Annotated in this window: 27 protein-coding genes; 12 read left to right on the top strand and 15 right to left on the bottom strand. The window is 53.2% G+C overall.

Annotation, left to right across the window (positions count from 1 at the left end):
• Positions 1-8 precede the first annotated feature (8 nt).
• Both csgE and csgD read right to left on the bottom strand, forming a co-directional pair.
• Complete coding sequence (csgE, locus tag IMQ56_RS19370; RefSeq protein ID WP_058689476.1) at positions 9-398, bottom strand: curli production assembly/transport protein CsgE; 390 nt, start codon at positions 396-398, stop codon at positions 9-11.
• 4 nt (positions 399-402) lie between these two features.
• The gene (gene csgD, locus IMQ56_RS19365) at positions 403-1,053 is read right to left on the bottom strand and encodes a biofilm master transcriptional regulator CsgD (RefSeq protein ID WP_017384754.1); all 651 of its coding nucleotides are present in this window, start codon (positions 1,051-1,053) and stop codon (positions 403-405) included.
• Between the two features lie 743 nt (positions 1,054-1,796).
• On the opposite strand from csgD, the gene csgB reads away from it, so the two are divergent.
• The 5 genes from csgB (at position 1,797) to ymdB (ending at position 4,227) form a co-directional block, all read left to right on the top strand.
• Complete coding sequence (gene csgB, locus IMQ56_RS19360) at positions 1,797-2,252, top strand: curli minor subunit CsgB (protein ID WP_196063663.1); 456 nt, start codon at positions 1,797-1,799, stop codon at positions 2,250-2,252.
• A gap of 39 nt (positions 2,253-2,291) precedes the next feature.
• Positions 2,292-2,747, top strand: a complete 456-nt coding sequence (csgA, locus tag IMQ56_RS19355; protein ID WP_003858043.1) for a curli major subunit CsgA — start codon at positions 2,292-2,294, stop codon at positions 2,745-2,747.
• Positions 2,748-2,803: 56 nt separating this feature from the next.
• Complete coding sequence (gene csgC, locus IMQ56_RS19350) at positions 2,804-3,136, top strand: curli assembly chaperone CsgC (RefSeq protein WP_196063662.1); 333 nt, start codon at positions 2,804-2,806, stop codon at positions 3,134-3,136.
• Positions 3,137-3,289: 153 nt separating this feature from the next.
• Entirely contained in the window at positions 3,290-3,610 is a 321-nt protein-coding gene (locus IMQ56_RS19345; RefSeq protein WP_017384751.1) for a type 1 fimbrial protein, read from the top strand.
• Between the two features lie 80 nt (positions 3,611-3,690).
• Positions 3,691-4,227 (top strand): O-acetyl-ADP-ribose deacetylase, encoded by a 537-nt coding sequence (gene ymdB, locus IMQ56_RS19340; protein WP_015570849.1) that lies wholly within the window; start codon positions 3,691-3,693, stop codon positions 4,225-4,227.
• Between the two features lie 41 nt (positions 4,228-4,268).
• Here ymdB and mdoC read toward each other — a convergent pair whose 3' ends face one another.
• Positions 4,269-5,408: a glucans biosynthesis protein MdoC gene (gene mdoC, locus IMQ56_RS19335; protein ID WP_047052420.1), complete on the bottom strand. Its 1,140-nt coding sequence runs from the start codon at positions 5,406-5,408 to the stop codon at positions 4,269-4,271.
• Between the two features lie 255 nt (positions 5,409-5,663).
• Between mdoC and mdoG the strand changes: the two genes are divergently transcribed.
• The 3 genes from mdoG to IMQ56_RS19320 all read left to right on the top strand — a co-directional run bounded on the left by mdoG (position 5,664) and on the right by IMQ56_RS19320 (position 10,050).
• Positions 5,664-7,217 carry a glucans biosynthesis protein MdoG gene (mdoG, locus tag IMQ56_RS19330; protein ID WP_015570847.1) on the top strand — a complete coding sequence of 518 codons (1,554 nt, stop codon included), beginning with the start codon at positions 5,664-5,666 and terminating at the stop codon, positions 7,215-7,217.
• Positions 7,210-9,738 (top strand): glucans biosynthesis glucosyltransferase MdoH, encoded by a 2,529-nt coding sequence (gene mdoH, locus IMQ56_RS19325; RefSeq protein ID WP_015570846.1) that lies wholly within the window; start codon positions 7,210-7,212, stop codon positions 9,736-9,738. Before mdoG ends, mdoH begins: the two co-directional genes overlap by 8 nt.
• A gap of 84 nt (positions 9,739-9,822) precedes the next feature.
• Positions 9,823-10,050: a YceK/YidQ family lipoprotein gene (locus tag IMQ56_RS19320; protein ID WP_003858030.1), complete on the top strand. Its 228-nt coding sequence runs from the start codon at positions 9,823-9,825 to the stop codon at positions 10,048-10,050.
• A 7-nt stretch (positions 10,051-10,057) separates the two neighbouring features.
• Here IMQ56_RS19320 and IMQ56_RS19315 read toward each other — a convergent pair whose 3' ends face one another.
• From IMQ56_RS19315 to IMQ56_RS19305, 3 genes are all read right to left on the bottom strand, one after another.
• Positions 10,058-10,432 (bottom strand): MysB family protein, encoded by a 375-nt coding sequence (locus IMQ56_RS19315; RefSeq protein WP_003858026.1) that lies wholly within the window; start codon positions 10,430-10,432, stop codon positions 10,058-10,060.
• A gap of 79 nt (positions 10,433-10,511) precedes the next feature.
• Entirely contained in the window at positions 10,512-11,747 is a 1,236-nt protein-coding gene (gene mdtG / locus IMQ56_RS19310) for a multidrug efflux MFS transporter MdtG (protein ID WP_062932045.1), read from the bottom strand.
• Between the two features lie 141 nt (positions 11,748-11,888).
• A complete protein-coding gene (locus IMQ56_RS19305) occupies positions 11,889-12,815 on the bottom strand; it encodes a Kdo(2)-lipid IV(A) acyltransferase (protein WP_003858019.1) in 927 nt (308 codons plus the stop codon).
• 218 nt (positions 12,816-13,033) lie between these two features.
• On the opposite strand from IMQ56_RS19305, the gene IMQ56_RS19300 reads away from it, so the two are divergent.
• On the top strand, positions 13,034-14,083 hold the full coding sequence (locus IMQ56_RS19300) for a rhodanese-related sulfurtransferase (protein ID WP_015570841.1): 1,050 nt from the start codon (positions 13,034-13,036) through the stop codon (positions 14,081-14,083).
• Between the two features lie 38 nt (positions 14,084-14,121).
• Here the strand turns inward: IMQ56_RS19300 and IMQ56_RS19295 are convergent, their stop codons facing one another.
• The 9 genes from IMQ56_RS19295 to mdtH all read right to left on the bottom strand — a co-directional run bounded on the left by IMQ56_RS19295 (position 14,122) and on the right by mdtH (position 20,783).
• Entirely contained in the window at positions 14,122-14,700 is a 579-nt protein-coding gene (locus tag IMQ56_RS19295) for a YceI family protein (RefSeq protein WP_017384744.1), read from the bottom strand.
• 1 nt (position 14,701) lies between these two features.
• Positions 14,702-15,268, bottom strand: coding sequence for a cytochrome b (locus IMQ56_RS19290; RefSeq protein WP_017384743.1), 567 nt, complete (start codon positions 15,266-15,268; stop codon positions 14,702-14,704).
• A 226-nt stretch (positions 15,269-15,494) separates the two neighbouring features.
• Positions 15,495-15,608, bottom strand: coding sequence for a YceO family protein (locus tag IMQ56_RS19285; protein WP_003858014.1), 114 nt, complete (start codon positions 15,606-15,608; stop codon positions 15,495-15,497).
• A gap of 50 nt (positions 15,609-15,658) precedes the next feature.
• The gene (solA, locus tag IMQ56_RS19280) at positions 15,659-16,777 is read right to left on the bottom strand and encodes an N-methyl-L-tryptophan oxidase (RefSeq protein WP_196063661.1); all 1,119 of its coding nucleotides are present in this window, start codon (positions 16,775-16,777) and stop codon (positions 15,659-15,661) included.
• A 114-nt stretch (positions 16,778-16,891) separates the two neighbouring features.
• The gene (gene bssS, locus IMQ56_RS19275) at positions 16,892-17,146 is read right to left on the bottom strand and encodes a biofilm formation regulator BssS (RefSeq protein WP_015570838.1); all 255 of its coding nucleotides are present in this window, start codon (positions 17,144-17,146) and stop codon (positions 16,892-16,894) included.
• Positions 17,147-17,420: 274 nt separating this feature from the next.
• Positions 17,421-17,666, bottom strand: a complete 246-nt coding sequence (gene dinI / locus IMQ56_RS19270; protein WP_023303421.1) for a DNA damage-inducible protein I — start codon at positions 17,664-17,666, stop codon at positions 17,421-17,423.
• A gap of 74 nt (positions 17,667-17,740) precedes the next feature.
• A complete protein-coding gene (gene pyrC, locus IMQ56_RS19265) occupies positions 17,741-18,787 on the bottom strand; it encodes a dihydroorotase (RefSeq protein WP_017384740.1) in 1,047 nt (348 codons plus the stop codon).
• 128 nt (positions 18,788-18,915) lie between these two features.
• Positions 18,916-19,476, bottom strand: coding sequence for a lipoprotein (locus tag IMQ56_RS19260; RefSeq protein WP_017384739.1), 561 nt, complete (start codon positions 19,474-19,476; stop codon positions 18,916-18,918).
• A 98-nt stretch (positions 19,477-19,574) separates the two neighbouring features.
• The gene (gene mdtH / locus IMQ56_RS19255) at positions 19,575-20,783 is read right to left on the bottom strand and encodes a multidrug efflux MFS transporter MdtH (protein ID WP_003858008.1); all 1,209 of its coding nucleotides are present in this window, start codon (positions 20,781-20,783) and stop codon (positions 19,575-19,577) included.
• A gap of 236 nt (positions 20,784-21,019) precedes the next feature.
• Between mdtH and rimJ the strand changes: the two genes are divergently transcribed.
• The 3 genes from rimJ to IMQ56_RS19240 are packed head-to-tail and all read left to right on the top strand — an operon-like array spanning position 21,020 to position 23,190.
• The gene (rimJ, locus tag IMQ56_RS19250; protein ID WP_003858007.1) at positions 21,020-21,604 is read left to right on the top strand and encodes a ribosomal protein S5-alanine N-acetyltransferase; all 585 of its coding nucleotides are present in this window, start codon (positions 21,020-21,022) and stop codon (positions 21,602-21,604) included.
• A gap of 9 nt (positions 21,605-21,613) precedes the next feature.
• A complete protein-coding gene (locus IMQ56_RS19245; RefSeq protein ID WP_196063660.1) occupies positions 21,614-22,264 on the top strand; it encodes a YceH family protein in 651 nt (216 codons plus the stop codon).
• Between the two features lie 2 nt (positions 22,265-22,266).
• Complete coding sequence (locus tag IMQ56_RS19240; RefSeq protein WP_196063659.1) at positions 22,267-23,190, top strand: Gfo/Idh/MocA family oxidoreductase; 924 nt, start codon at positions 22,267-22,269, stop codon at positions 23,188-23,190.
• Positions 23,191-23,252: the final 62 nt, after the last annotated feature.

The raw sequence follows: 23,252 nt of genomic DNA, 5'->3' as shown, positions 1-23,252 counted from the left end.
TGTCGTTGCTAGAACTCATCTTTTGCTAAATCGCCTGTGCTCAAAAGGGCTTTGTCTAACTGTAGGCGGTTAATAGCGTCTTCTGTTTGTGCCAGCGCGAAAGCGACGTTCTGATCGAAGTCTCTTTTCGTTGGGAATAGAAAAGTCTGGTAAATAACGTCCTGATTAGCGGTTATTGTGATCCAGCTTCCCCACCGCGCACTGGGCCGTTCATTGATGGTTAAGTTACCCGGATAATCGCTTTCCCACTTATCGCTGAAGGCACGATAAAAATCGTGTCCGACAGAGGTGACGGTGTGGTCGGTCAACAGTCCGGGAACTTCCACCTCAACAGCCTGAAGGTTTCCGGCAGCAAGCATAATGCCTGCGGCGGCAATCCAACTTAGGGTGCGTTTCATGCTATTAACGCCTGAGGTTATCGTTTGCCCACGACACCGCCTGCGTGCGATTTTTAACAGCTATCTTTTTGAAAAGATTATAAAGATGCGTCTTAACCGTATTTTCGCTGATAAATAACGAACGGGCGATTTCAATATTTGAAGCACCAATACGCAGTTTGTTCAGGATCTCTTTCTCACGGTGCGTCAGAAGTGCAGATTCTGAACTGTTATAGCGATAATTTCCGGAGTGGGTAATGAGGTAGCTGGCCAGTTTTTGCGAGAAATAACACTCCCCCCGCAATATGCCCTGCAAACCCTCCACGACACGGTTTTCTTCTTCAGTGACGTAAAACACGCCGTTAATATGCGGCCAGCTCTCAATATCGCGGAAAGGATACTCATCAGGCGTATTTAATAACAATACGCGGATATTATTGTTTTTCCTGCTTAAATTATCCTGCCAGTAATGGACCAGTTTTTTATCCGCTTCCATCATATCGAGAAGAATGATGCTGCCAGGAGCGATATCATCAAAAGAACGTTGAATATTATGCAGTTTCCCGTTAAGCGAGAGGCATTGTTTTAAATGCTGCAATAATGCTGTCGCTTGTAAGGAAGGTTTTGTGATCAACAATAATGTATGACCGGGTAAGCTATGGACTTCATTAAACATGATGAAACCCCACGTTATTTATGACACCCGGCAGCTGCCCTCGTATTATTGAAAAGGGCACCAGAAGTACTGACAGGTGTGGCACTGCTGTGTGTAGTTAAAAAACCTTCCTCCAAAGGAGGCGGTAAAATTAAAAACAAATAACGTACTGCTGTTTTCAATCTAGCTATTGCAAACTTTAAAGCAAGTGTTAATCATGTAACAGAATGTAAAATTCGATATTAAGTTGTGTATTTTGCAGGGCGAATAGATTTTAAGATAAGGGGAAAGTTGTACAGGTGTATAAACGTGCACAGATTTTGAAAGTCATACAATATATTATAACGGATTGAATTATTTGGCTTTTAATTATTATAAGCCAGCCGGTAAAAAGTATGAACTCAGCTAAAAAGTTAAGACTTCTCTAAGCCGGAGAATTTTCTTAAGAAAACTTGCTTCGTGTCACGCACCTGGCAAAAGACATTGCCGTGTTTGTCTGTAGAAGCCGGTACAGGATGGACAGCCTGTCTCGCTGTTGTCCAGGTGCACAGACAAGAATTTATTTCTGCATTAGTGGTGTGTCGCGTAGTTTCAGGCGAGATTTACGACTTTGAGGTGAATGAGCATATAAAAATAAGGCACACGGGTGAGATATTAAATATGTTTCGGCAGACATACTCTTTTCCGTAACGCGGCGTTAACAAAACGAATCGCGTTAACGGGTTAAGAAATACCTATTTTATAGCCAGGTCCAGGGTGACAGCATGAAAAACAAAACGTTGTTTATGATGTTTACATTACTGGGTGCGCCTGGGTTTGTAATCGCAGGTGATTCAGATTTAGCCAGTTCTGAATATAATTTTGCGATAAATGAATTAAGTAAAGCTTCATACAATCAGGCAGCCATTATTGGTCAACAGGGTTCAGGTAATAATGCTGATGTACGCCAGGGCGGTTCTAAATTGCTGTCCATTATTTCCCAGGAGGGCGGGAATAACCACGCGCATGTTGAACAGTCAGGGACGTATAACCTTGCTTATATCGATCAGACCGGCAACGGCAACGATGCGAGTATTAAGCAGGGCGCTTTTGGCAACACCGCCATGATTATCCAGAAAGGCTCGGGTAACAGGGCGAATATAACGCAGTATGGTACGCAGAAAACAGCAGTTGTAGTGCAGAGACAGTCGCAAATGGCTATTCGCGTTATTCAACGCTAGCGATGTGTGACGCCTTAATCAATCCGATGGGGGTTTACCATGAAACTTTTCAAAGTGGCAGTTATTGCAGCAATCGTAGTTTCTGGCAGTGCTTTCGCAGGTGCGGTACCACAATTTGGCGGCGGCCACGGTGGTGGTTGGGGTGGCGGCAATAACGGCCCTGACTCAACCCTGAGCATTTACCAGTACGGCGGCGGTAACTCCGCACTTGCTTTGCAGACGGACGCCCGAGATTCTGAATTAACCATTACCCAGCACGGTGGCGGTAACGGTGCAGATGTTGGCCAGGGCTCTGATGACAGTTCTATCGATCTGCTGCAAAAAGGCTTTGGTAACAGCGCCACCATCGACCAGTGGAATAGCAAAGACTCTGTTATCAACGTGAAACAGTTCGGCGGCGGCAACGGCGCGGCGGTAGACCAGACAGCGTCCGGCTCAACGGTGACTGTGCACCAGGTTGGCTTTGGCAACAACGCGACCGCACATCAGTACTGATTCATTTCTGTACCAAAAAACAGGGCATGCGCCCTGTTTTTTTTCGGGAGGATCTCATGAGCACCTTCATTCTTCTTGCCGCGCTTGCCAGCCAGATAACGTTCAGCACCTCACAGCAGGCAAATATGACAACCATTATTCCTCAGGTCACGCTGGCAGACGCCTGCGAATGTCAGGTTGAGATGTTATCTGTCCGACAGGGGCAAGCGGGACAAAGTACATCGCGGCAGAAAAATACTCTTTTTATACCCGCTAATCAGCCGATTGATTTAACGCGAATCAGTTTAAATATTCGTTCAGGGGAAGCGGTAAAAATAATCGTCACCGTTTCCGATGGAAAATCGCTTCATTTATCACAGCAGTGGAACGCACCGGTAAGTACGCTTTAATAATTCATGAAATCAATGATTTAATAAAGTGGCGGCGCTGCACAGGTAAGCTATGCTGATATCAAGAACCCAGTCATCGGGTTGCTTAAATTGATACGTCATAACGGAGCGTTTTTACCCCTCAAGGACGAATTTCATTGAGGAGTACAAATAATGTTCAAATCCGCAGCGTGTATTATTTCTGGTCTGGGACTGATCCTGTCCTCTTTTTTATCTCCGGCTTATTCAGCAACTATAGAAAATGGTGGGGTGATTCATTTTCGTGGCGCGGTGGTCGCTGACCCGTGCGAAGTCACGCCCCGGCATCAGCAGTTCGCAATCTCCTGCCCGGAAAATAACCGTATGAAAACGCATACCATCAGTTATGACGAGGCGCTCCGGGGCCATCATCCTCATTCAGCTCTGGCCGCTGTCAGCATGAAATACCTGAATGAACAGAAAACGCTTGCGGTCGTTCAGGTAGATTACCGTTAACCGCCGTTTTTTTTGCGGCAGTTTTTCTCCTTCTCCCTCTGCGATACACTGAATAAAAAGGCGGGTTGCAGAGGGTGTTTATGAGACCGCAAATCGACGTTATTCATGGCGATATCACGACGGTACACGTTGACGTGATCGTCAACGCAGCCAATTCCTCCCTGATGGGTGGGGGCGGGGTGGACGGTGCCATTCACCGGGCCGCAGGCCCTCAACTCCTTGAAGCATGCAAAACCGTGCGTCAGCAGCAGGGAGAGTGCCCGCCGGGGCATGCTGTTATTACGCTTGCGGGCGATCTCCCGGCCAAAGCGGTGATCCATACCGTTGGACCCGTCTGGCACGGTGGCGACCGCCATGAGGCTGAGATTCTGGAGCAGGCGTATCGTAACTGCCTGCGGCTTGCGGCGGATAACGGGTATAAGACCATGGCGTTCCCCGCCATTAGCACCGGGGTATACGGTTATCCAAAGGAAGCGGCAGCTACAATCGCCGTGAATACCGTTTATCACTACCTTTCCCTCAAACCCATGCCGGAAAAAGTCATTTTTGTCTGTTTCGATGAGCACACCGCCGACCTGTATCAGCGGATTTTGACCGCGCGCAGCCAGGCATTTTGATGTCTGAAGTGCAAAAACGGCGCCCTGGAGGCGCCGTTTTGTTATCCCGCTTTAACCTGAGGTTTGCCTGAGAACAGGAAACGCAAAAGCGGGATCCGCAGATGGATTTCATACAACACGATGGCAATGCCAACCACAAAGACCAGGCCGGTGAAGAAGCCCAGCGCATTCGAGGCAATATGCGGCGTAATGTACGCCCCGAAAAACAGCGTCAGCGGATGGTGAACCAGGTAGATAAACAGCGAAGCATTAACGAAATAGGTAACGCGGCTGGATTTAAAATTCAGCAGACGATGGCCAAGGGCGAACACCACGTTAACCATCCACAGGCCCATCAGCATCGTTATCACGCTCTCTGTCTCATACATCCACGCGTCCCCGCTGCCATAGCGCTGATTGAGAAGATAGGCGGCAAAGGCCAGCGCAGCACCCACCGCACACCAGGGGGAGGGGGTGGTAAACAGCGCTTTAAGCCGGGGATGAATAAATGCCAGCGCCCCGATCAGGAAGAAGGGAATGTAGAACAGGGTCTGCATCACCACGAAATTAAACAGCCCATCGCTCAGAATGGGAGGGTAGACAATGAGCAGGGTGCGCCTGACGGCGGCATACGCGACCCCCAGCGCAAGAAACAGCAGCGACAGCTTGCCCAGGGTGATGTTGGCGAAGAAGGTCGAGGATGCGCTACTCGCGCGCTGGCGCAGCCGGCTGAAGATCAGCAAACTCACCGTGGTTAGCACCACCAGTACCAGCAGGAACCAGAGGTGGGAAATCAGCTCCCAGACCAGGGTGTTGTATTTCTCATAGAAGGAGAGATTCGGCCAGTTTTCCGCCTTGCCTTTAACATGCTGCAACATGATGAACTGCGGCAGCGTCAGCAGCGGAATGGCCGTCAACATTGGTATGCCCACGCGCTCCACGCGCACTTTCCACCACCGCTTGAGGGGATAGCGCAAGAAGAGCATGTAAGAGAAATAACCGGAAATGACAAAAAACACCTGCATGCGGAAGGCATGGATAAAATCATTAAACAGCGTCAGCCACCAGGAGGGCATCTGGCTGTTCACGTGCCAGGTGTGGCTGGAATAGATCAGTGAAATATGAAAAGGGATCCCCAATAGCATGAGCCATGCGCGGATCGAGTCGAGGAAATATTCACGTTGTACAGGGGTTGTGCTCATATAACTTTGCGCATTCTCAGACTTTTCGCCTTATCCCTAAGGCTCATAATGGTTACATTCGGAGCCAACCCTACACCAAGACCGACACCCTGTCTCCAGGATAAGCACGCAAAGTGAAAAGCGGGTTCTTTCATTTGCTTAATCCATGAGCCAGCGAGCTGAACAAAGCAGTGATAATGTTGTCGGATTGCCTGAGTTTCCATTAAAATGGATCGGATCGATATAAGCACACAAAGGGGGAAGTGCTTACTTATTATGAAACATAAACCACAAATGATGAAAATGCGTTGGTTGGGTGTAGCAGTGCTGTTGTCACTGTATACCTCATCTGCACTGGCCTTTAACATCGATGATGTCGCAAAACAGGCTAAATCGATGGCGGGCAAGAGCTACGAAGCGCCAAAAAGTAACCTGCCCTCCGTTTTCCGCGACATGAAATACGCGGACTATCAGCAGATCCAGTTCAATCACGATAAAGCGTACTGGAACAATATTAAAACCCCGTTCAAGCTTGAATTTTACCACCAGGGTATGTACTTCGACACGCCGGTTGCCATCAACGAAGTGACGGCGACCGCGGTACGCAAAATCAAGTACAGCCCGGATTATTTCAATTTTGGCGATGTGCAACACGATAAAGACACGGTGAAAGACCTCGGCTTCGCAGGCTTCAAGGTGCTTTATCCGATTAACAGCAAAGATAAAAACGACGAAATCGTCAGCATGCTTGGCGCCAGCTACTTCCGCGTGATTGGCGCGGGGCAGGTGTACGGGCTTTCTGCGCGCGGTCTGGCAATTGATACCGCGCTGCCATCAGGTGAAGAATTTCCACGTTTTCGCGAGTTCTGGATCGAACGTCCAAAACCAACTGACAAACGTCTGACAATTTATGCGCTGCTGGACTCCCCTCGTGCGACAGGCGCTTATCGCTTCGTGATCATGCCAGGGCGTGACACGGTAGTTGACGTACAGTCTAAAGTTTACCTGCGCGATAAAGTGGGCAAACTGGGCGTCGCGCCGCTGACCAGCATGTTCCTATTCGGGCCGAACCAGCCGTCTCCGGCGACCAACTTCCGTCCTGAACTGCATGATTCCAATGGCCTTTCCATTCATGCGGGTAACGGCGAGTGGATCTGGCGTCCGCTGAACAACCCGAAACACCTCGCCGTCAGTAGCTTTGCGATGGAAAACCCACAGGGCTTTGGTCTGCTGCAACGTGGCCGTCAGTTCTCCCGCTTTGAAGATCTGGATGACCGCTACGATCTGCGTCCAAGCGCCTGGGTGACGCCGAAAGGCGACTGGGGTAAAGGCAAGGTTGAGCTGGTTGAAATTCCAACCAACGATGAAACCAACGATAACATCGTGGCGTACTGGACACCGGATCAGCTGCCGGAAGCCGGTAAAGAGATGAACTTCAAGTATGCGATCACTTTCAGCCGTGACGAAGACAAGCTGCACGCGCCGGATAACGCGTACGTGATGCAGACGCGTCGTTCGACGGGTGACGTGAAGCAGTCCAACCTGATTCGTCAGCCGGATGGCACGCTGGCATTTATCGTGGACTTCACCGGGCAGGATATGAAAAAACTGGCGCCGGATACTGCCGTGACGGCACAGGCCAGCATTGGCGATAACGGTGAAATCGTTGAGAACGCCGTGCGCTACAATCCGGTCACCAAAGGGTGGCGTTTGACCCTGCGCGTGAAGGTGAAAGATCCGAAACAGACCACTGAAATGCGCGCCGCGCTGGTCAGTAACGATAAGCCGCTGAGTGAAACCTGGAGCTATCAGCTACCTGCCAATGAATAATACATCTGAATATATTGATGCCATGCCGCTGACGGACATTGAAAAAGCGGCACTCCCTGCGAGCGACATCCGCGCGGTTCACACCGCGCTGGATGGTGAACATCGTCACTTTTCCCGTGATGATGATACGCCGCTGGGGTCAGTGAAGGCACGTCTGGAGCAGGCATGGCCAGACTCGCTGGCAGAAGGGCAGTTAATCAAGGATGACGAAGGGCGTGACCAGCTACAGGCGATGCCGAAGGCCACGCGTTCCTCCATGTTCCCCGATCCGTGGCGCACCAACCCGGTGGGCCGCTTCTGGGATCGCCTGCGTGGGCGTGACGTGACGCCGCGCTATCTGTCACGTCTGACCAAAGAACAGCAGGCATCCGAGCAGAAATGGCGTACCGTGGGAACGATTCGTCGTTACATTCTGCTGCTGCTGACGCTGGCGCAGACGGTTGTCGCCACCTGGTACATGAAAACCATTCTGCCGTACCAGGGCTGGGCGTTGATTAACCCTGCTGACATGATTGGCCAGGATATCTGGGTCTCCTTCATGCAGCTGCTGCCGTATATTTTACAGAGCGGCATTCTTCTGCTGTTCGCGGTGCTGTTCTGTTGGGTCTCCGCCGGGTTCTGGACGGCGCTGATGGGCTTCCTGCAACTGCTGATGGGGCGTGACAAATACAGCATTTCCGCGTCGACGGTCGGGGATGAGCCCCTCAATCCTGAGCATCGTACCGCGCTGATCATGCCTATCTGTAACGAAGACGTTGACCGCGTATTCGCCGGGCTGCGTGCTACCTGGGAGTCCGTGAAGGCGACCGGTAACGCGGCGCATTTCGACGTCTATATCCTGAGCGACAGCTACAATCCGGATATCTGCGTGGCGGAGCAAAAAGCCTGGATGGAACTGATTGCCGAGGTGCAGGGCGAAGGGCAGATCTTCTACCGTCGTCGTCGTCGTCGTGTTAAGCGTAAGAGCGGAAACATTGATGACTTCTGTCGTCGCTGGGGTAACCAGTACAGCTACATGGTGGTACTGGATGCAGACTCCGTGATGAGCGGCGACTGCCTGAGCGGGCTGGTCCGTCTGATGGAAGCCAACCCGAACGCGGGAATTATTCAGTCCTCGCCAAAAGCGTCCGGTATGGACACGCTGTATGCGCGCTGCCAGCAGTTTGCGACCCGCGTCTACGGGCCGCTGTTTACTGCCGGTCTGCACTTCTGGCAGTTGGGTGAATCCCACTACTGGGGCCACAACGCCATTATCCGCGTGAAGCCATTCATCGAGCACTGCGCCCTGGCGCCGCTGCCGGGTGAAGGGTCGTTTGCCGGGTCCATTCTGTCGCATGACTTTGTGGAAGCTGCGCTGATGCGTCGCGCAGGGTGGGGCGTCTGGATTGCCTACGATCTGCCTGGCTCGTATGAAGAGCTGCCGCCGAACCTGCTGGATGAGCTCAAACGCGACCGCCGCTGGTGTCACGGTAACCTGATGAACTTCCGCCTGTTCCTGGTGAAAGGGATGCACCCTGTTCACCGTGCGGTGTTCCTGACGGGCGTTATGTCCTATCTGTCTGCGCCGCTGTGGTTTATGTTCCTGGCGCTCTCAACCGCGTTGCAGGTTGTGCATGCCCTGACGGAGCCGCAGTATTTCCTGCAACCGCGCCAGCTGTTCCCGGTGTGGCCGCAGTGGCGTCCGGAGCTTGCGATCGCGCTGTTCGCGTCGACCATGGTGCTGCTGTTCCTGCCTAAGCTGCTCAGTATCATTCTGATCTGGTGCAAAGGTTCGAAGGAGTACGGTGGTTTCTGCCGCGTGACCCTTTCACTGCTGCTGGAAGTGCTGTTCTCGGTCCTGCTGGCGCCGGTGCGTATGCTGTTCCATACGGTGTTTGTGGTGAGCGCGTTCCTGGGATGGGAAGTGGTGTGGAATTCACCGCAGCGTGACGATGACTCTACGCCGTGGAGTGAAGCCTTTATGCGCCACGGCTCTCAGCTGCTGCTGGGCCTGGTGTGGGCCGTTGGTATGGCCTGGCTGGATCTGCGTTTCCTGTTCTGGCTTGCGCCAATCGTCTTCTCGCTGATCCTGTCGCCGTTTGTATCGGTGATCTCCAGCCGTTCCACGGTGGGCCTGCGTACCAAACGCTGGAAGCTGTTCCTGATCCCGGAAGAGTATTCTCCGCCGCAGGTGCTGGTGGATACCGATACCTATCTGGAGCAGAACCGCAAACGCACGCTGGATGATGGCTTTATGCATGCCGTGTTTAACCCGTCATTCAACGCGCTGGCAACCGCGATGGCGACGGCGCGTCACCGCGCCAGCCAGGTGCTGGAGATCGCCCGCGATCGCCACGTTGAGCAGGCGCTGAACGAGACGCCAGAAAAGCTTAACCGCGACCGTCGTCTGGTGTTGTTGAGCGATCCGGTGACGATGGCACGGCTTCACTACCGCGTGTGGTCCGCGCCGGAGAGATACTCTTCGTGGGTGAACTACTACAAGGACGTGAAGCTCAATCCGCTGGCCCTGAAGGCGAAGTAAGTTGTTAAGTAGGGCGGGTAAGCGAAGCGCCACCCGCCAAATAAAATACCGGCTTAATCGCCGGTATTTTTTTAGAGGTCAGAAATGAAAGTAATCATTGTCGTCATGATGGCATGCCTGCTCAGCGGTTGCGGCAGCATCATCAGCCGCACCATCCCCGGGCAGGGCCACGGGAATCAGTACTACCCCGGCGTACAGTGGGATGTCCGTGATTCCGCATGGCGCTATCTCACCGTGCTCGATCTGCCGTTTTCGCTGATTTTCGACACGCTACTGCTGCCCATCGATGCCAGCCACGGCCCCTACGAGTAGCGGTGACTTATCGCTCGTCCCATTCGTCCGCTGCGGCCTGACCCTCTTCGGTATCCAGCGGCGGTTCGAGCTGAAACTCACCTTCGTCCCATTCGTGCAGCGTATTTTCTTCCAGCCACTCCTGACGTAACTCAATTTCGTCATAGTCGCCGTCGAATACCGCCTGTGCACCTTCACCACTGAGTATCGGCAGACATTCACCGTCTTCACCTTCATCAGCAAAGAATTCGGCCTGCCACATAATATCGCCGTCCTGTAGGACGTATTTTTGGATATTGAGTTGTTGCACGTCAGCATCTTCTTCCTCAATGCCGGGATTATCGGCGAGGAACTCTTCGCGAGCGGCATCAATTGCTTCTTCCAGCGTGGCGTACATGGTCATTGGTGTCTCCCTGTTTTTCGTGAAGGTATTCAGGGAAAGAATAGCTGATTATGTGATTTTGCAAGTATGAATGCGAAAATTAGCCGTCACGATGTTGTCTTATTCGCGCCGGGCGTAGCGCCCGGGATAAGCTGAGCCACGAATAAACGGCGTTGAACAGCACGACGCCTGCCGTCACGATAAAGACCGCCCGGAAACCGAAGCTGGCCGAAATCCCCGCGCCGACCAGCGGTCCGGTGACGTTACCCAGATCGCGAAACGACTGGTTATAGCTGAAAATACGACCGGCTATCTGGTTGGTGGAGTTATAGACCAGCAGCGTCTGTACAGCCGGGAGTAGCGCACCATCCGCAGCCCCCAGCAGGAAGCGCAGGACGCCGAGTTGCCAGGGAGACTGCACCATCGCCATGGGGATCAGCAGCAGGACGGAGACGATCAGGGCGCAGATCAGGATTTTCTCCGGGCCTATCCGGTCTCCCAGCTTGCCGAGCCGCGGCGCGCTCAGTAGCGCGGCCACGCCGGGAACAGAGGCGATCAGGCCGCTGATAAAAGCAATGTTGCTGACGTTTCCCGCCAGATCGCGGACATAGAGCGTCAGTATAGGCGCGATTGAACCGGTGGCCACCTGGATAATCATGGTGGTTACAAACAGGCTCAGCACCAGCTTTGGGTTTTTCAGCGAGGCCAGCACATCCCGGGCGTGCAGCATCTCTTTTTTGGCCACGGGTGTGAAATTCTCGCGGATACAGATAAGCGTCACCAGGAAGCAGAGGAACAGCACGCTGGCGGTAATGAAGAATACCGGCCGCAGTCCGTAGTGGTCGGCCAGCAGCCCGCCCGCCAGTGGGCCCAGCAGTGCGCCGCTTACTCCGCCAGTGGATAGCGTGCCCAACGCCCAGCCGCTTTTCTGGCGCGGGATTTGGGTGGCGATCAGGGCGTTGGCGTTAGGGATAAATCCCCCGAGCAGGCCCAGAAGCGCGCGTAGTATCAGGAACTGCCAGACATTCTGCGCCACCCCCATCAGCAGCATAATGATCGCCATGCCGAGCGCGGAGCGCAGCAGCATAATTTTGCGGCCTTTGCGATCCGCCAGCCCACCCCAGAAAGGCGACGCAATGGCGGAGAACAGGAACGTAATGCTGAACACCAGGCCGGACCACATATTCAGGGCGCTATGTCCGGTGACGCCGAGCTGTTCAACGTAGAGGGGCAGGAAGGGCATCACCAGGCTAAAGGCGGCGCCAGTAAGAAAACAACCCAGCCACGCAACCGTCAGGTTACGTTTCCAGTTTATGGGAGCATCTGTGGGGGACATAACTATCCGCATAATGAGGTGCAGGGCACCGTGAACAGTGAGGTAATAAGCCTGCTAATTATGCGCCCGGGGTATGATTGCCGCAATGACGGGGAGCTTTTAAAGCTAAAACAACATGCGGCCCGGAAGGCCGCACGCAGGTTAATACCGGGAAGGGACGCCCTGAGGCCGGGTTTTAAAGCGGCGATGCAGCCACATGTACTGCTCCGGCGCGAGCATAATGCATTTCTCGACAACGCCGTTCATCCAGCGGGCGGTGGTTTCTGCATCAATCAGCGGTGGCGCGAGTTCCGGCTCCAGCATGATGAGCTGATAGCCTGAACCGTCTGGTTTACGGCGCGGCACAAACGGCACGATAGCCGCTTTGGACATCCGCGCCAGCATCCAGGTCCCGGTGGTCGTCGCTGCATCTTCCACCGCAAAGAACGGGACAAACACGCTGGATTGCGGGCCATAGTCATGATCCGGGGCATACCAGACCACTTCACCTGATTTCAGGGCGCGGATCATCCCTTTCAGGTCTTTGCGATCGATCATGCTTTTATTGGAGCGCATGCGTCCGTTGGTCTGGATCAAATCGATCACCGGATTATCGTTAGGACGATAAACGCCTATACCCGGCGCCTGCATGCCGAACATCCGCGCGCCAATTTCGAGCGTCAGGAAATGAACGCCAATCAGCAGGACGCCAGTCTGGTTGGCCTGAAGAGTATGCACCGGCTCCATGCCGGTCCCGGCCACTTCCGTCCAGCGCGCCATGCGCTTATCCGACCAGAACCAGGCCATACCGGTCTCCATCAGCCCCATGCCGACAGATTCGAAGTTTTTAACCACCATGTCGTGGCGCTCAGATTCACTCATCTGAGGAAAGCAAAGCTCAAGGTTACGATACGCGATCCTGGCGCGACGCTTCATAAACTGCTGAGCAATGCGGCCCAGTCCTTTACCCATGCGGAAAATGACGGGATAAGGCAGCTGTACAATTAGCCACAACAAGCCAATGCCTGACCATGTTAACCAATAGCGGGGATGCAAAAGCGCGGCAGTAAATTTCGGTAACTGGGTCATGTCTGTCCTGTGTTCTAACGTCCTGAAAGGCTATTGTCTCATTTTTTAAGGCATAGCCAAAATGTCTGTCATCGAAACATGAAAGAATATGCAAATGTTAAGTCTGATTAATCAGGTTGACTGAAATGTAGCGTAAATTGTGTGGATGTAAATTGTCTTTGTTTGCTATATCATGCCGACCGATTTTTATTTCTCAACGATTGCAGGACTTGTACACCATGCCAGTGTTACACAACCGCGTTTCGAATGAGATGTTGAAAGCGCGTATGTTGGCCGAAACCGAACCGCGCACAACGATCTCTTTCTATAAGTATTTCACCATCGATGATCCCCAGGCGACCCGCGATGCGCTTTACCAGGCTTTTACCGCCCTGAACGTGTTTGGTCGCGTCTATCTGGCGCGTGAGGGGATTAACGCGCAGATCAGCGTGCCGGAAAGCAAGGTCAGCGCCTTCCGCGACCTCCTTTACGGGTTTGATCCGGCGCTTAACGGCTTACGCCTGAACATTGCGCTGGATGATGACGGTAAATCATTCTGGGTGCTGCGCATGAAGGTGCGCGAGCGTATTGTGGCGGATGGCATTGACGATCCGAGCTTCAATGCCGCTAATGTGGGGGAGTACCTGAAGGCCGCTGAAGTGAACGCGATGCTCGACGATCCGGATGCGGTGTTCATTGATATGCGTAACCACTACGAATATGAAGTGGGTCACTTCGAGAATGCGATGGAAATTCCTGCCGACACCTTCCGCGAGCAACTGCCAAAAGCCGTTGAGATGATGCAGGAGCATAAAGACAAAAAGATCGTTATGTACTGCACCGGGGGGATCCGCTGTGAAAAAGCCAGCGCCTGGATGAAGCACAACGGGTTTAATAAAGTCTGGCACATTGAGGGTGGGATCATTGAGTATGCCCGTCGCGCCCGTGAGCAGGGTTTACCGGTGCGTTTTATCGGTAAGAACTTTGTGTTTGACGAGCGTATGGGCGAGCGAATTTCAGAGGACGTGATCGCGCACTGCCACCAGTGCGGTACGCCGTGCGATACGCATACCAACTGCAAAAACGACGGATGTCATCTGCTGTTTATTCAGTGCCCTGCATGTGCCGAGAAGTTTAATGGCTGCTGTAGCGAGCTGTGCAGTGAAGAGAGTATCTTGCCTGAAGAAGAGCAACGTCGTCGCCGTGCCGGACGCGAGAACGGGAATAAGATCTTTAATAAATCCCGGGGCCGACTGAATACCAAACTGGGTATTCCGGACCCGGAGTAAAACACTGCCCGGCGGCGCGAAAGCCTGCCGGGCCTGTTTTATGACTTCTGCTGAACGCCTTCCACCGAAATAATCAACTCAACATCCTGCGATGCCGGGCCTAAATCCGTGGTGATATTAAAATCTTTCAGATGAATTTTGCCTGCGGCTTCAAAGCCAGCACGTTTGCCACCCCACGGATCGTCGCCCTGTCCAATTAATTTGGCATCCAGTGTGACCGGTTTTGTTACGCCGTTCAGCGTCAGATTACCGGTAATAGCGAGCTTATCACCGTCTTTCTTCACCTCTGTCGACGCGAAAGTAGCTTGCGGGAATTTGCCCACGTTCAGAAATTCAGCGCTGCGCAGATGTTTATCACGCTCGGCGTGATTAGTGTCGACGCTGTTGGTATTAATGGTGACGTTCACTTTATCGGCAGCAGGGTTTTTCTCGTCGAAAGTAAATGTGCCATCGAAATCATTGAATGTGCCATATAACCAGCTGTAACCCAGATGCTGAATACGGAAATTGACAAAGGCATGCTGGCCCTCCTTATCAATTTTATAGTCAGCGGCAATGGCCGAACCGGTGGTAAATAGCAGCGAACCTAATGCGATACCCAACAGGCGTTTTTTCATTTTATGCTCCAGAGTCAACTGACGAACGGCCAAGCATGCGCTTCAGCGTATCGTCTTTATCAATAAAGTGATGTTTCAGGGCCGCAAGGCCATGCAGGACAGACAGGATCACCACGCTCCATGCCAGCCACAGATGAACCACACCTGCGGTGTCAGCCTGTGAACCGGCGTCAGCCAGCGTGGCTGGGACGTCAAAAAGCCCAAACACGCTGATCGGTTTACCGTCTGCGGTCGAAATGAGATAGCCGCTGATCAGAATGGCGAACAGCAGGGCATAGAGTGCGATATGTGCGCCAACAGCGCTTATGCGGGTAAGTCGGCCATGGCTTTTGGGCGCTGGAGGGGGCGGAGAGATATGTCGCCAGATCACGCGAAAAACCAGACCCATCATCAGCAGAACCCCAATGCTTTTGTGCAATTCGGGGGCCTGATGATACCAACCGTCATAATAGCTTAATGTCACCATCCAGAGGCCGAGACCAAACATGGCATAAACGGCAAGTGCAAATAGCCAGTGTAAACACATGGATATAATTCCGTAGCGACGGGAGGAGTTACGCCATTGCATATGAATTTCCGTTCTCAAATGACTGAGCAATAAAAATGGACGGGTTAAATAAATAATGCAACTGAAAAAAATGAATAATGTTTTTTATTTAATTTATTTCAGCGAATTTGAATGTGTTTCCGCAATGTATTTCAATCGCTTCGTTCAATAAATTTGAGGTGACGTTTTTTAAAAAATATAAGTTAAATAAATTTAAAGGAGTGTCAATAAACGTCAGCGAGAATTTTCAGAAGAATACAATATAGATAACGTCAATGATCGCCAGCAGCGACCAAAGAACAATGTAGAGCATGAAATGCTCGCGGATGTTATTGATAAGGTAATTCACCAGTCTGCGCATCATGCCCCTCTCGCTAAACAGGCCCCGGTTATTCGGAGCCTGTAGAGGTATTATCGGTTAAAGCGCGAGAGCGCGAAGGGCTTGAGATCAAACGAAGGCGCGATCCCCTGCGCAAACTGGGCGGCGATTTCACCTAACACAGAGGCAAATTTAAACCCGTGACCGCTGAGCCCGGTTACGAGCAGGGTGTTATCGTGTCCCGGAAGGGTGTCGATGATAAAATCTTCATCCGGGGTGTTGTCGTAGGTGCACGCTGCGCCGTAAAGCAACCCGCCTACGCCCGGCAGGATATTACGCAGGAACGTGAAGGCTTCGGAACCATCCTGCGGATAAGCACCGTACGGCTTGCGTTCTTCCGCAGAGGAAATTACCTGTCCGCCGTTATGTTTGCCAATCTTGAGCGCGTCTTTTTCCGAGGGGAAACCGTAGAACTGGTCGCCATTGGGTAACTCGCCTGTAAACGCCGGGAATTTGTTCTGGCTGCTGTAACGCCCGTCAGACTGGAACCAGGAGAAGACTTTTCGCACCGGCTGGATGGGTAGGTCCGGCAGCAGTTTCGTCACCCACGTTCCCGCACTCACCAGCAGACGCGTGGCGGTATATTCACCTTCAGAGGTGGTGACGGTTGAACCCTCTGCATGGTGGGTGATGCCCGTGACCGGACAGTTGAACAACTGTGCGCAGCCCGCTTTGGCGGCGAGATCAATCCAGGTCTTAATGGCCGTTTCGCTGTGCAGCACGCCAGAGTTGGCTTCAAACAACCCAATGTAGTCGTCAGGGACAGAAATTTCCGGCCAGCGCGCCATGATGCCGTTTGCATCCAGACGCTCGACGTCCAGGCGGTAGGCTTTCGCGCTCTCCTCGACGGTCGCCAGAAACGTGGAGCTGGCTGGCCCCAGGTTAACGACCCCGGTGCGCTCAAAAATGCGATCTTCGGTGAGTGTGGCCAGCTCATCCCACAGCGTCTGAGCCCGAAGCACCAGCGGTACATAACGTTCACCTTCGCCGTAAGCGTGACGGATCAGACGGGTATCGCCGTGATGGCTTCCTTCAGCGTGGGGAGGAAGATGGGCGTCAATCATCAGCACATTCAGACCCGCCTGCGTGGCGTAATACCCGGCGGCAGATCCTACGGAGCCGCTTCCGATAATGATTAAATCGTATTTCATAGGCTTCTCTTTACTAACGCTTTGTTAGCAGAGTAATTAACTATGTGGGCTTATACAAGAACGAAATAAATAAGGCACCGCGAGGGTGCCTGTTGAGTGAAAAGGGGCATAAGGTCAATGCCGTTTATACTCATTTTCCTGATAGTCGCCAGATTCTATTTTTGCGATGCCTGCTTCTAAAATAGAGATAAACTGACGGGCGACGTCTGTTGTAAGCCACAGCGTCTGTCCAACTTCCGCTTCGTCACGGTTTTGCTGATTTGGGGTCTGGTAGTGCAAACGCAGCATCAGCGCATCGTAGCTGTCTACGGTGCTGATATCCCAGCCAACAAGCGGATGGGTCTGGATGACTTCACTATTCTTTTCCATTATAACCCCCTTAATGCGTGTTAGAAGACAACGACTTTGAGGTTCAATGCATGTTTTTCTGAAAGCAATTTCAGTATATCAATTAATAAGGGTTCAGAAGGAAAAAATAAACGGGTAGCAACACATTTTTATGCTTTTTAGGATTGTTCGAACAATAAAACGCCATCTTGTTCACGATTTTCTAAGAAGATGCTGAAATATTTTGAACTTTCAGGAGACGAAACGAAAAAAAGCCGGGGCGACCCGGCAAAAAAACACAATGAGGGAGCAAATTTTAAGCAGTGATGAACCAGTCGTCGGCGCTTTCCCATGTTTCCTGCAAAATTTCGCTGATGCGTTCTTTGTCTTCTTTCGCGCCGCCGATGACGGAAAGATGGTTTGCTGTTGCATAACGTACCGTTACGGCACCATCGTTTTCAGGAAAAGTGCTGTTAATACGTCGGGATAGTTCACCCGCCAGAGCGTCGAGTGCGCCAGCAGGCAGGACGGTGGATTTGGCAATGGTGACTTCGATACGCATAAATGCCCCCTGTGTAATATACTGTTTATTTATACAGTTATATTGTCGGTTTGACAACAGGGGGCGCGATTTTTTTAGCGTTTTACCGTCCAGTTTACGGTTTCACCGGCCAGGAAGGGGATCAGCGTATCGTCGGTGAGCGCAATCGACGCCTCAACCTGGCTTTCTTTGCGCTCAAGCTCAATGAACGTGTCATTAACCGGCAGACCGTAGAAACGCGGACCGTTAAGGGAGCAGAAGGCTTCGAAATGGTCTAACGCATTCATCTCTTCAAACACGGTTGCGTAACTTGCCAGGGCGGTCGGGGCGTTAAAGCAGCCTGCACAGCCGCAGCTCGCCTCTTTACGGTGACGGGCATGCGGGGCGGAATCCGTGCCGAGGAACGCGCGCGGAAAGCCGCTGGCGACCAGCTCACGTAGCGCCTGCTGGTGGATGTTGCGCTTGAGGATCGGCAGACAATACAGATGTGGACGAACGCCGCCCACCAGCATGTGGTTACGGTTAAACATCAGGTGCTGCGGGGTGATGGTGGCGGCAATCAGCTCGTTTCCATCCCGGACATACTCTGCGGCATCTTTAGTCGTAATGTGTTCAAACACCACTTTCAGCCCCGGAAGACGCTGGCGCAGCGGCTCCATGACCGTTTCGATAAAACGTGCTTCGCGATCGAAAATATCAATGTCAGCGTGGGTCACTTCCCCGTGCACCAGCAGCGGCATGCCCAGTTTTTGCATACGCTCCAGAACGGGCATGATGGCGTCAATGCTGGTCACCCCATGGCTGGAGTTGGTGGTGGCATTCGCCGGGTAGAGCTTCGCGGCGGTGAATACACCTTCGTTAAACCCGCGCTCAACTTCATTCGGATCCAGCGAGTCCGTCAGGTAGCAGGTCATCAATGGGGTAAAATCGTGTCCGGCCGGAACGGCGTCAAGGATACGCTGGCGATAGGCAATCGCGGCCTCGACGGTAGTGACTGGCGGAACCAGGTTAGGCATAACAATCGCACGGCCATAAATTTCGCTGGTATACGGCACGACGGTTTTCAGCATGTCGCCATCACGAAGATGGATATGCCAGTCGTCTGGGCGGCGGATTTTGAGAACCTGGGATTGTACAGTCATGGAAGCTCCGGCTTGAAAGAGATCAGTCATAAGAGGGCTGTTTTTGCCGGACACAAATCATAAGCGGAAACGTTTTCGTTTGCACACTATTCCGTTAAAAAAAACGGGCGCCTGAGCGCCCGGAGTGTTTAGTCGGTGAAAGGGATGATGATTTCACCCGGTTTCACCTCTATCCCTTTGGCATATTTTTTCGCCAGAGATTCGCCTTTGCTCTTGTCTTCGCTCAGAACATAGGCAGGCTGTTGGTTAAAGTAGTTCTGCAACGACTGGTTGAGATACGGCATCAGCGTTTGCAGCACCGGTTTCATTTTTTCCGGCGTCACAACTGCATCGACGATTTCCATCTCTTGCAGGAAAATGGCCCCTTTCTCTTTATTAAAGACCGGCAGCGCCTTGAGCTTCAGCTTGATATCCGCTTTCTGATTGCCGAAGAGCGAGGTCATATCGAGGCTGGCATCGCCGGAAAGGGTGACTTTGTTAGGCTCCTCGCGCCCAATCTGGCTGGCGAGATTCGTCAGGACGATATGCGCATCCGCAAGGCCGGGCACGCCGATATCTTTTGAAAAGTTATTATGTTTTTCCAGCGCCTGATTAATTTCCTGCTCACTGACGGTGTACTGCGTAAGCTGGTTACATCCCACCAGCAGACCACTGACAATTAACGCAGCGGCAATAACGATCTTTTTCATGGCGTTCCTCAACATAAAATCGGCGCATCTGTCCTGATACGCCAGTATGTCAGGGTGATCCAACAGAAACCAGCAGAAAAAACTGATAATGAAAGCGGTCAGGCGCCAGGCTCCAGCATCCCGCGGGTGCTGCGTTTATCACTGAACTGCCACCAGAGGGCAATCAGCGTCATAAAGCCGACCATGCCGAGCATGACCCACGGCAGCTCCGGCTGATGGAGCGCTTTTCCGGCATCAAACAGCCAGCCGCCACCGGTGTAACCCAGTGCGCCGCCAAGCGCCAGCCCGAGACGGCTGAAGCCCATGTAGCTGCCTCGGGCCCGGGCGTCGGCAAGTGACGCGCTCAGCGTTTCACGGGCTGGCTCGGCAATGATTGAGCCAATATAGAAGGTGCAGATGAGCATAAACAGTTGCTGAAGCGAACTCACCAGGCCGATGGGCATCATGCTCAGCGTCATCAGCAACAGCCCGGCCATCAGACGGTGCTCAAGTCGGAAACGGCGCTCGCTCCAGCGGGCAATCGGATAGAGCAGCGTCAGAGAGAGGCAGGCCTCAATGGCATACATCCATTTCACCGCTGCCGGCGTGCCGGCAATATCGTTAACCATAATGGGCAGCATCAGCATGACCTGCACGGCGAGCATGTAGTAGCCAGTCAGGGTTAACACATAGGTGACGAAGCGTTTATCGCTTAGCACACGGTCGAGCCCTTCCCGCACAGGTGCTTTCACCGTTGACAGCTTCCACGCGGGCAGAAACAGACCGTTAAACAGCGCGCAGAGAATAAACAACACCGCGCCGGTGGCGCAGACCAGGCGGAAATCGTATTGCAGCAGCCAGCTTCCCAGCAGGGCGCCCACCACCGCGCCAGCGCTGTCCTGCATCATCAAAATCGAGAAGAAGCGCCCCCGGTGTTGCGGACGGATAAGCTTCACCACCAGCGCGGTACGCGGTGGGTCGAAAAGGGTACCGCCAATCCCGGAAAGGAAACAGGAGAACCACAGCAGCCAGGGTTCATGAGCGATTGCCATGGTGGCGAATCCCGCCGCACGTAACAGCATGCCGGTAACGATCATCGGTTTCGCGCCGAAGCGGTCGGCTATTGCGCCGCCAAACACGCCCAGACCCTGTTGTACAAACTGGCGTAGACCCAGCGCGATCCCGACCATCAATGCCGCCCAGCCCATTTGATCGACAAAACGAATCGATATAAGCGGAAAAACGACAAAAAAGCCGAGCACGACCAGCATGTTATCGACGAGCAGGAAATATTTACCCAGGCTCCTGGCCTGTGATACGCGGGACATTTTCCCTCCAGGGAAAATAAAAGGTGAGCACGCTAACATTCTGCGGTGTCGCCGGGCTTTTTCCCATACCCGCTGGCGACAATATTTTTTTATCAAAAAGGTGCTTTGATAGAGAGTTCTCATCGAAAAATGTGAAAAGCGATCAAAATGGTATGTCACTGTTTTCACAGAAGGCACAGGCGCAGGTATAGTAAAGCTAACAGGCAGAGCAGAAGCGACGGGAAGGAGTGGTAACGATGTTTGGCTATCGCAGTAATGTGCCAAAGGTGCGTCTGACGACGGACAGGCTGGTCGTTCGTCTGGTGCATGAGCGTGATGCCTGGCGTCTGGCGGATTATTACGCCGAGAATCGCCAGTTTTTAAAACCCTGGGAACCCGTTCGGGACGAGAGCCACTGCTACCCCTCTGGCTGGCAGGCGCGCCTCAGTATGATTGCGGAATTTCATAAACAGGGAAGTGCGTTTTATTTCGCGCTTCTCGATCCGGAAGAGAAAGAGATCGTTGGCATTGCCAATTTTTCAAACGTGGTACGCGGGTCGTTTCACGCCTGTTACCTCGGGTATTCCATCGGTCAGAAATGGCAGGGGCAGGGGCTCATGTTTGAGGCGCTGACGGCGGCGATTCGCTACATGCAGCGCACGCAACATATCCATCGCATTATGGCCAACTACATGCCGCACAATAAGCGCAGCGGCGATCTGCTGGCCCGCCTGGGGTTTGAGAAAGAGGGCTATGCCAAAGATTATCTGCTGATTGACGGCGAGTGGCGGGACCATGTGCTCACCGCGCTCACCACGCAGGAGTGGACCGCGGGTCGTTAAGGAGAAAAAATGAAATATCAGTTAAATGGCGCCGAAGCGCGCGTGGTCGGCTGCCTTCTGGAAAAGCAGGTCACCACGCCGGAACAGTATCCTCTGTCCGTGAATGCCGTCACGATGGCCTGCAACCAGAAGACGAACCGTGAGCCGGTGATGAACCTTGGCGAGCACGAGGTGCAGGATACCCTTGACGAGCTGGTGAAGCGCCACTACCTGCGCACCGTCAGCGGCTTCGGTAATCGCGTCACTAAATATGAACAGCGCTTTTGTAATTCCGAATTTGGCGATTTAAAACTCAGCGCCGCAGAAGTGGCAGTGATCACCACGCTGCTGCTGCGCGGGGCGCAGACGCCGGGTGAACTGCGCACACGCGCCTCCCGCATGCATGAGTTTCAGGATATGCAGGACGTTGAACAGACGCTGGAGCGATTAGCCTCACGCGAGGACGGTCCTTACGTGGTGCGTCTGCCACGCGAGCCGGGCAAGCGTGAAAGCCGCTACATGCACCTTTTTAGCGGCGACGTTGAGCCCTCTGCGCTGGCCGTAGAATCCGACACGCCAGCATCAAACGACAGCCTGAACGCGCGCGTGGCGGCCCTGGAAGACGAGGTTGCCGGGCTGAAGCAGCGTCTGGATGCGTTACTCGCACATCTGGGAGATTAATCGTGACAACATTACGCATTGGTGTTGTGGGGCTGGGAGGGATCGCGCAAAACGCCTGGCTGCCCGTTTTAGGCGCCGCGTCCGACTGGACGCTGCAAGGGGCGTGGTCGCCCACCCGCGAGAAAGCAGAGCGCATCTGCAAAACCTGGCGCATCCCTTATGCCGGTTCGCTACAGGATTTAGCCCGTGAATGTGATGCGGTATTTGTGCATACCTCAACCGCGACGCACTACCAGGTGGTGAGCGAGTTGCTGAACGCAGGCGTTCACGTCTGCGTGGATAAACCCCTGGCGGAAAATGTACAGGATGCTGAACGACTGATTGAGCTGGCCGCGCGTAAAAAGCTGACGCTGATGGTCGGCTTCAACCGCCGTTTTGCGCCGCTCTATCAGCAGCTTAAAGCGCAGTCCGGCTCGTTCGCCTCTCTGCGTATGGATAAGCACCGTACCGACAGCGTGGGGCCTAACGACCTGCGCTTCACGCTGCTGGATGATTATCTCCACGTCGTGGATACGGCCCTGTGGCTGAGTAACGGAAAAGCCCAGCTGCAAAGCGGCACGCTGCTGACCAACGAGCAGGGTGAGATGGTTTACGCCGAACATCATTTTGCCGTTGAGCATTTGCAGGTGACGACCAGCATGCATCGTCGGGCGGGCAGCCAGCGCGAGTCCGTGCAGGCCGTTACGGATGGCGCGCTGTATGACGTCACCGATATGCGAGAGTGGCGGGAAGAGAAGGGCAATGGCGTGGTCGCGTTACCGGTTCCCGGCTGGCAAAGCACCCTGGAGCAGCGTGGCTTTGTGGGCTGCGCGCGTCACTTCATCACCTGCGTGCAGAATCAGACGGTTCCTGAAACGTCCGGGGAGCAGGCTATTCTGGCGCAGCGCATTGTGGAACGACTCTGGCGCGAAGCCATGTCGGAATAACGCGTTGTAACATCTGCCGATAGTAATTCGTTGAAATCCGGTTAGACTAAGCGCCGCTTGTT

Origin of the sequence: Enterobacter sp. Res13-Sevr-PEC09-46, assembly GCF_015672585.1 — a bacterium.
Taxonomy (GTDB): Bacteria; Pseudomonadota; Gammaproteobacteria; order Enterobacterales; family Enterobacteriaceae; genus Enterobacter; species Enterobacter hormaechei_C.
Note: the sequence above shows the minus strand (reverse complement) of the source record. Positions and strands in the feature narration are given on the sequence as shown.

What these genes read in the sequence shown, in the direction of transcription:
- csgE (WP_058689476.1), bottom strand. Translation starts at nt 398, where the DNA reads ATGAAACGCACCCTAAGTTGGATTGCCGCCGCAGGCATTATGCTTGCT.
- csgD (WP_017384754.1), bottom strand. Translation starts at nt 1,053, where the DNA reads ATGTTTAATGAAGTCCATAGCTTACCCGGTCATACATTATTGTTGATC.
- csgB (WP_196063663.1), top strand. Translation starts at nt 1,797, where the DNA reads ATGAAAAACAAAACGTTGTTTATGATGTTTACATTACTGGGTGCGCCT.
- csgA (WP_003858043.1), top strand. Translation starts at nt 2,292, where the DNA reads ATGAAACTTTTCAAAGTGGCAGTTATTGCAGCAATCGTAGTTTCTGGC.
- csgC (WP_196063662.1), top strand. Translation starts at nt 2,804, where the DNA reads ATGAGCACCTTCATTCTTCTTGCCGCGCTTGCCAGCCAGATAACGTTC.
- IMQ56_RS19345 (WP_017384751.1), top strand. Translation starts at nt 3,290, where the DNA reads ATGTTCAAATCCGCAGCGTGTATTATTTCTGGTCTGGGACTGATCCTG.
- ymdB (WP_015570849.1), top strand. Translation starts at nt 3,691, where the DNA reads ATGAGACCGCAAATCGACGTTATTCATGGCGATATCACGACGGTACAC.
- mdoC (WP_047052420.1), bottom strand. Translation starts at nt 5,408, where the DNA reads ATGAGCACAACCCCTGTACAACGTGAATATTTCCTCGACTCGATCCGC.
- mdoG (WP_015570847.1), top strand. Translation starts at nt 5,664, where the DNA reads ATGAAACATAAACCACAAATGATGAAAATGCGTTGGTTGGGTGTAGCA.
- mdoH (WP_015570846.1), top strand. Translation starts at nt 7,210, where the DNA reads ATGAATAATACATCTGAATATATTGATGCCATGCCGCTGACGGACATT.
- IMQ56_RS19320 (WP_003858030.1), top strand. Translation starts at nt 9,823, where the DNA reads ATGAAAGTAATCATTGTCGTCATGATGGCATGCCTGCTCAGCGGTTGC.
- IMQ56_RS19315 (WP_003858026.1), bottom strand. Translation starts at nt 10,432, where the DNA reads ATGACCATGTACGCCACGCTGGAAGAAGCAATTGATGCCGCTCGCGAA.
- mdtG (WP_062932045.1), bottom strand. Translation starts at nt 11,747, where the DNA reads ATGTCCCCCACAGATGCTCCCATAAACTGGAAACGTAACCTGACGGTT.
- IMQ56_RS19305 (WP_003858019.1), bottom strand. Translation starts at nt 12,815, where the DNA reads ATGACCCAGTTACCGAAATTTACTGCCGCGCTTTTGCATCCCCGCTAT.
- IMQ56_RS19300 (WP_015570841.1), top strand. Translation starts at nt 13,034, where the DNA reads ATGCCAGTGTTACACAACCGCGTTTCGAATGAGATGTTGAAAGCGCGT.
- IMQ56_RS19295 (WP_017384744.1), bottom strand. Translation starts at nt 14,700, where the DNA reads ATGAAAAAACGCCTGTTGGGTATCGCATTAGGTTCGCTGCTATTTACC.
- IMQ56_RS19290 (WP_017384743.1), bottom strand. Translation starts at nt 15,268, where the DNA reads ATGCAATGGCGTAACTCCTCCCGTCGCTACGGAATTATATCCATGTGT.
- IMQ56_RS19285 (WP_003858014.1), bottom strand. Translation starts at nt 15,608, where the DNA reads ATGCGCAGACTGGTGAATTACCTTATCAATAACATCCGCGAGCATTTC.
- solA (WP_196063661.1), bottom strand. Translation starts at nt 16,777, where the DNA reads ATGAAATACGATTTAATCATTATCGGAAGCGGCTCCGTAGGATCTGCC.
- bssS (WP_015570838.1), bottom strand. Translation starts at nt 17,146, where the DNA reads ATGGAAAAGAATAGTGAAGTCATCCAGACCCATCCGCTTGTTGGCTGG.
- dinI (WP_023303421.1), bottom strand. Translation starts at nt 17,666, where the DNA reads ATGCGTATCGAAGTCACCATTGCCAAATCCACCGTCCTGCCTGCTGGC.
- pyrC (WP_017384740.1), bottom strand. Translation starts at nt 18,787, where the DNA reads ATGACTGTACAATCCCAGGTTCTCAAAATCCGCCGCCCAGACGACTGG.
- IMQ56_RS19260 (WP_017384739.1), bottom strand. Translation starts at nt 19,476, where the DNA reads ATGAAAAAGATCGTTATTGCCGCTGCGTTAATTGTCAGTGGTCTGCTG.
- mdtH (WP_003858008.1), bottom strand. Translation starts at nt 20,783, where the DNA reads ATGTCCCGCGTATCACAGGCCAGGAGCCTGGGTAAATATTTCCTGCTC.
- rimJ (WP_003858007.1), top strand. Translation starts at nt 21,020, where the DNA reads ATGTTTGGCTATCGCAGTAATGTGCCAAAGGTGCGTCTGACGACGGAC.
- IMQ56_RS19245 (WP_196063660.1), top strand. Translation starts at nt 21,614, where the DNA reads ATGAAATATCAGTTAAATGGCGCCGAAGCGCGCGTGGTCGGCTGCCTT.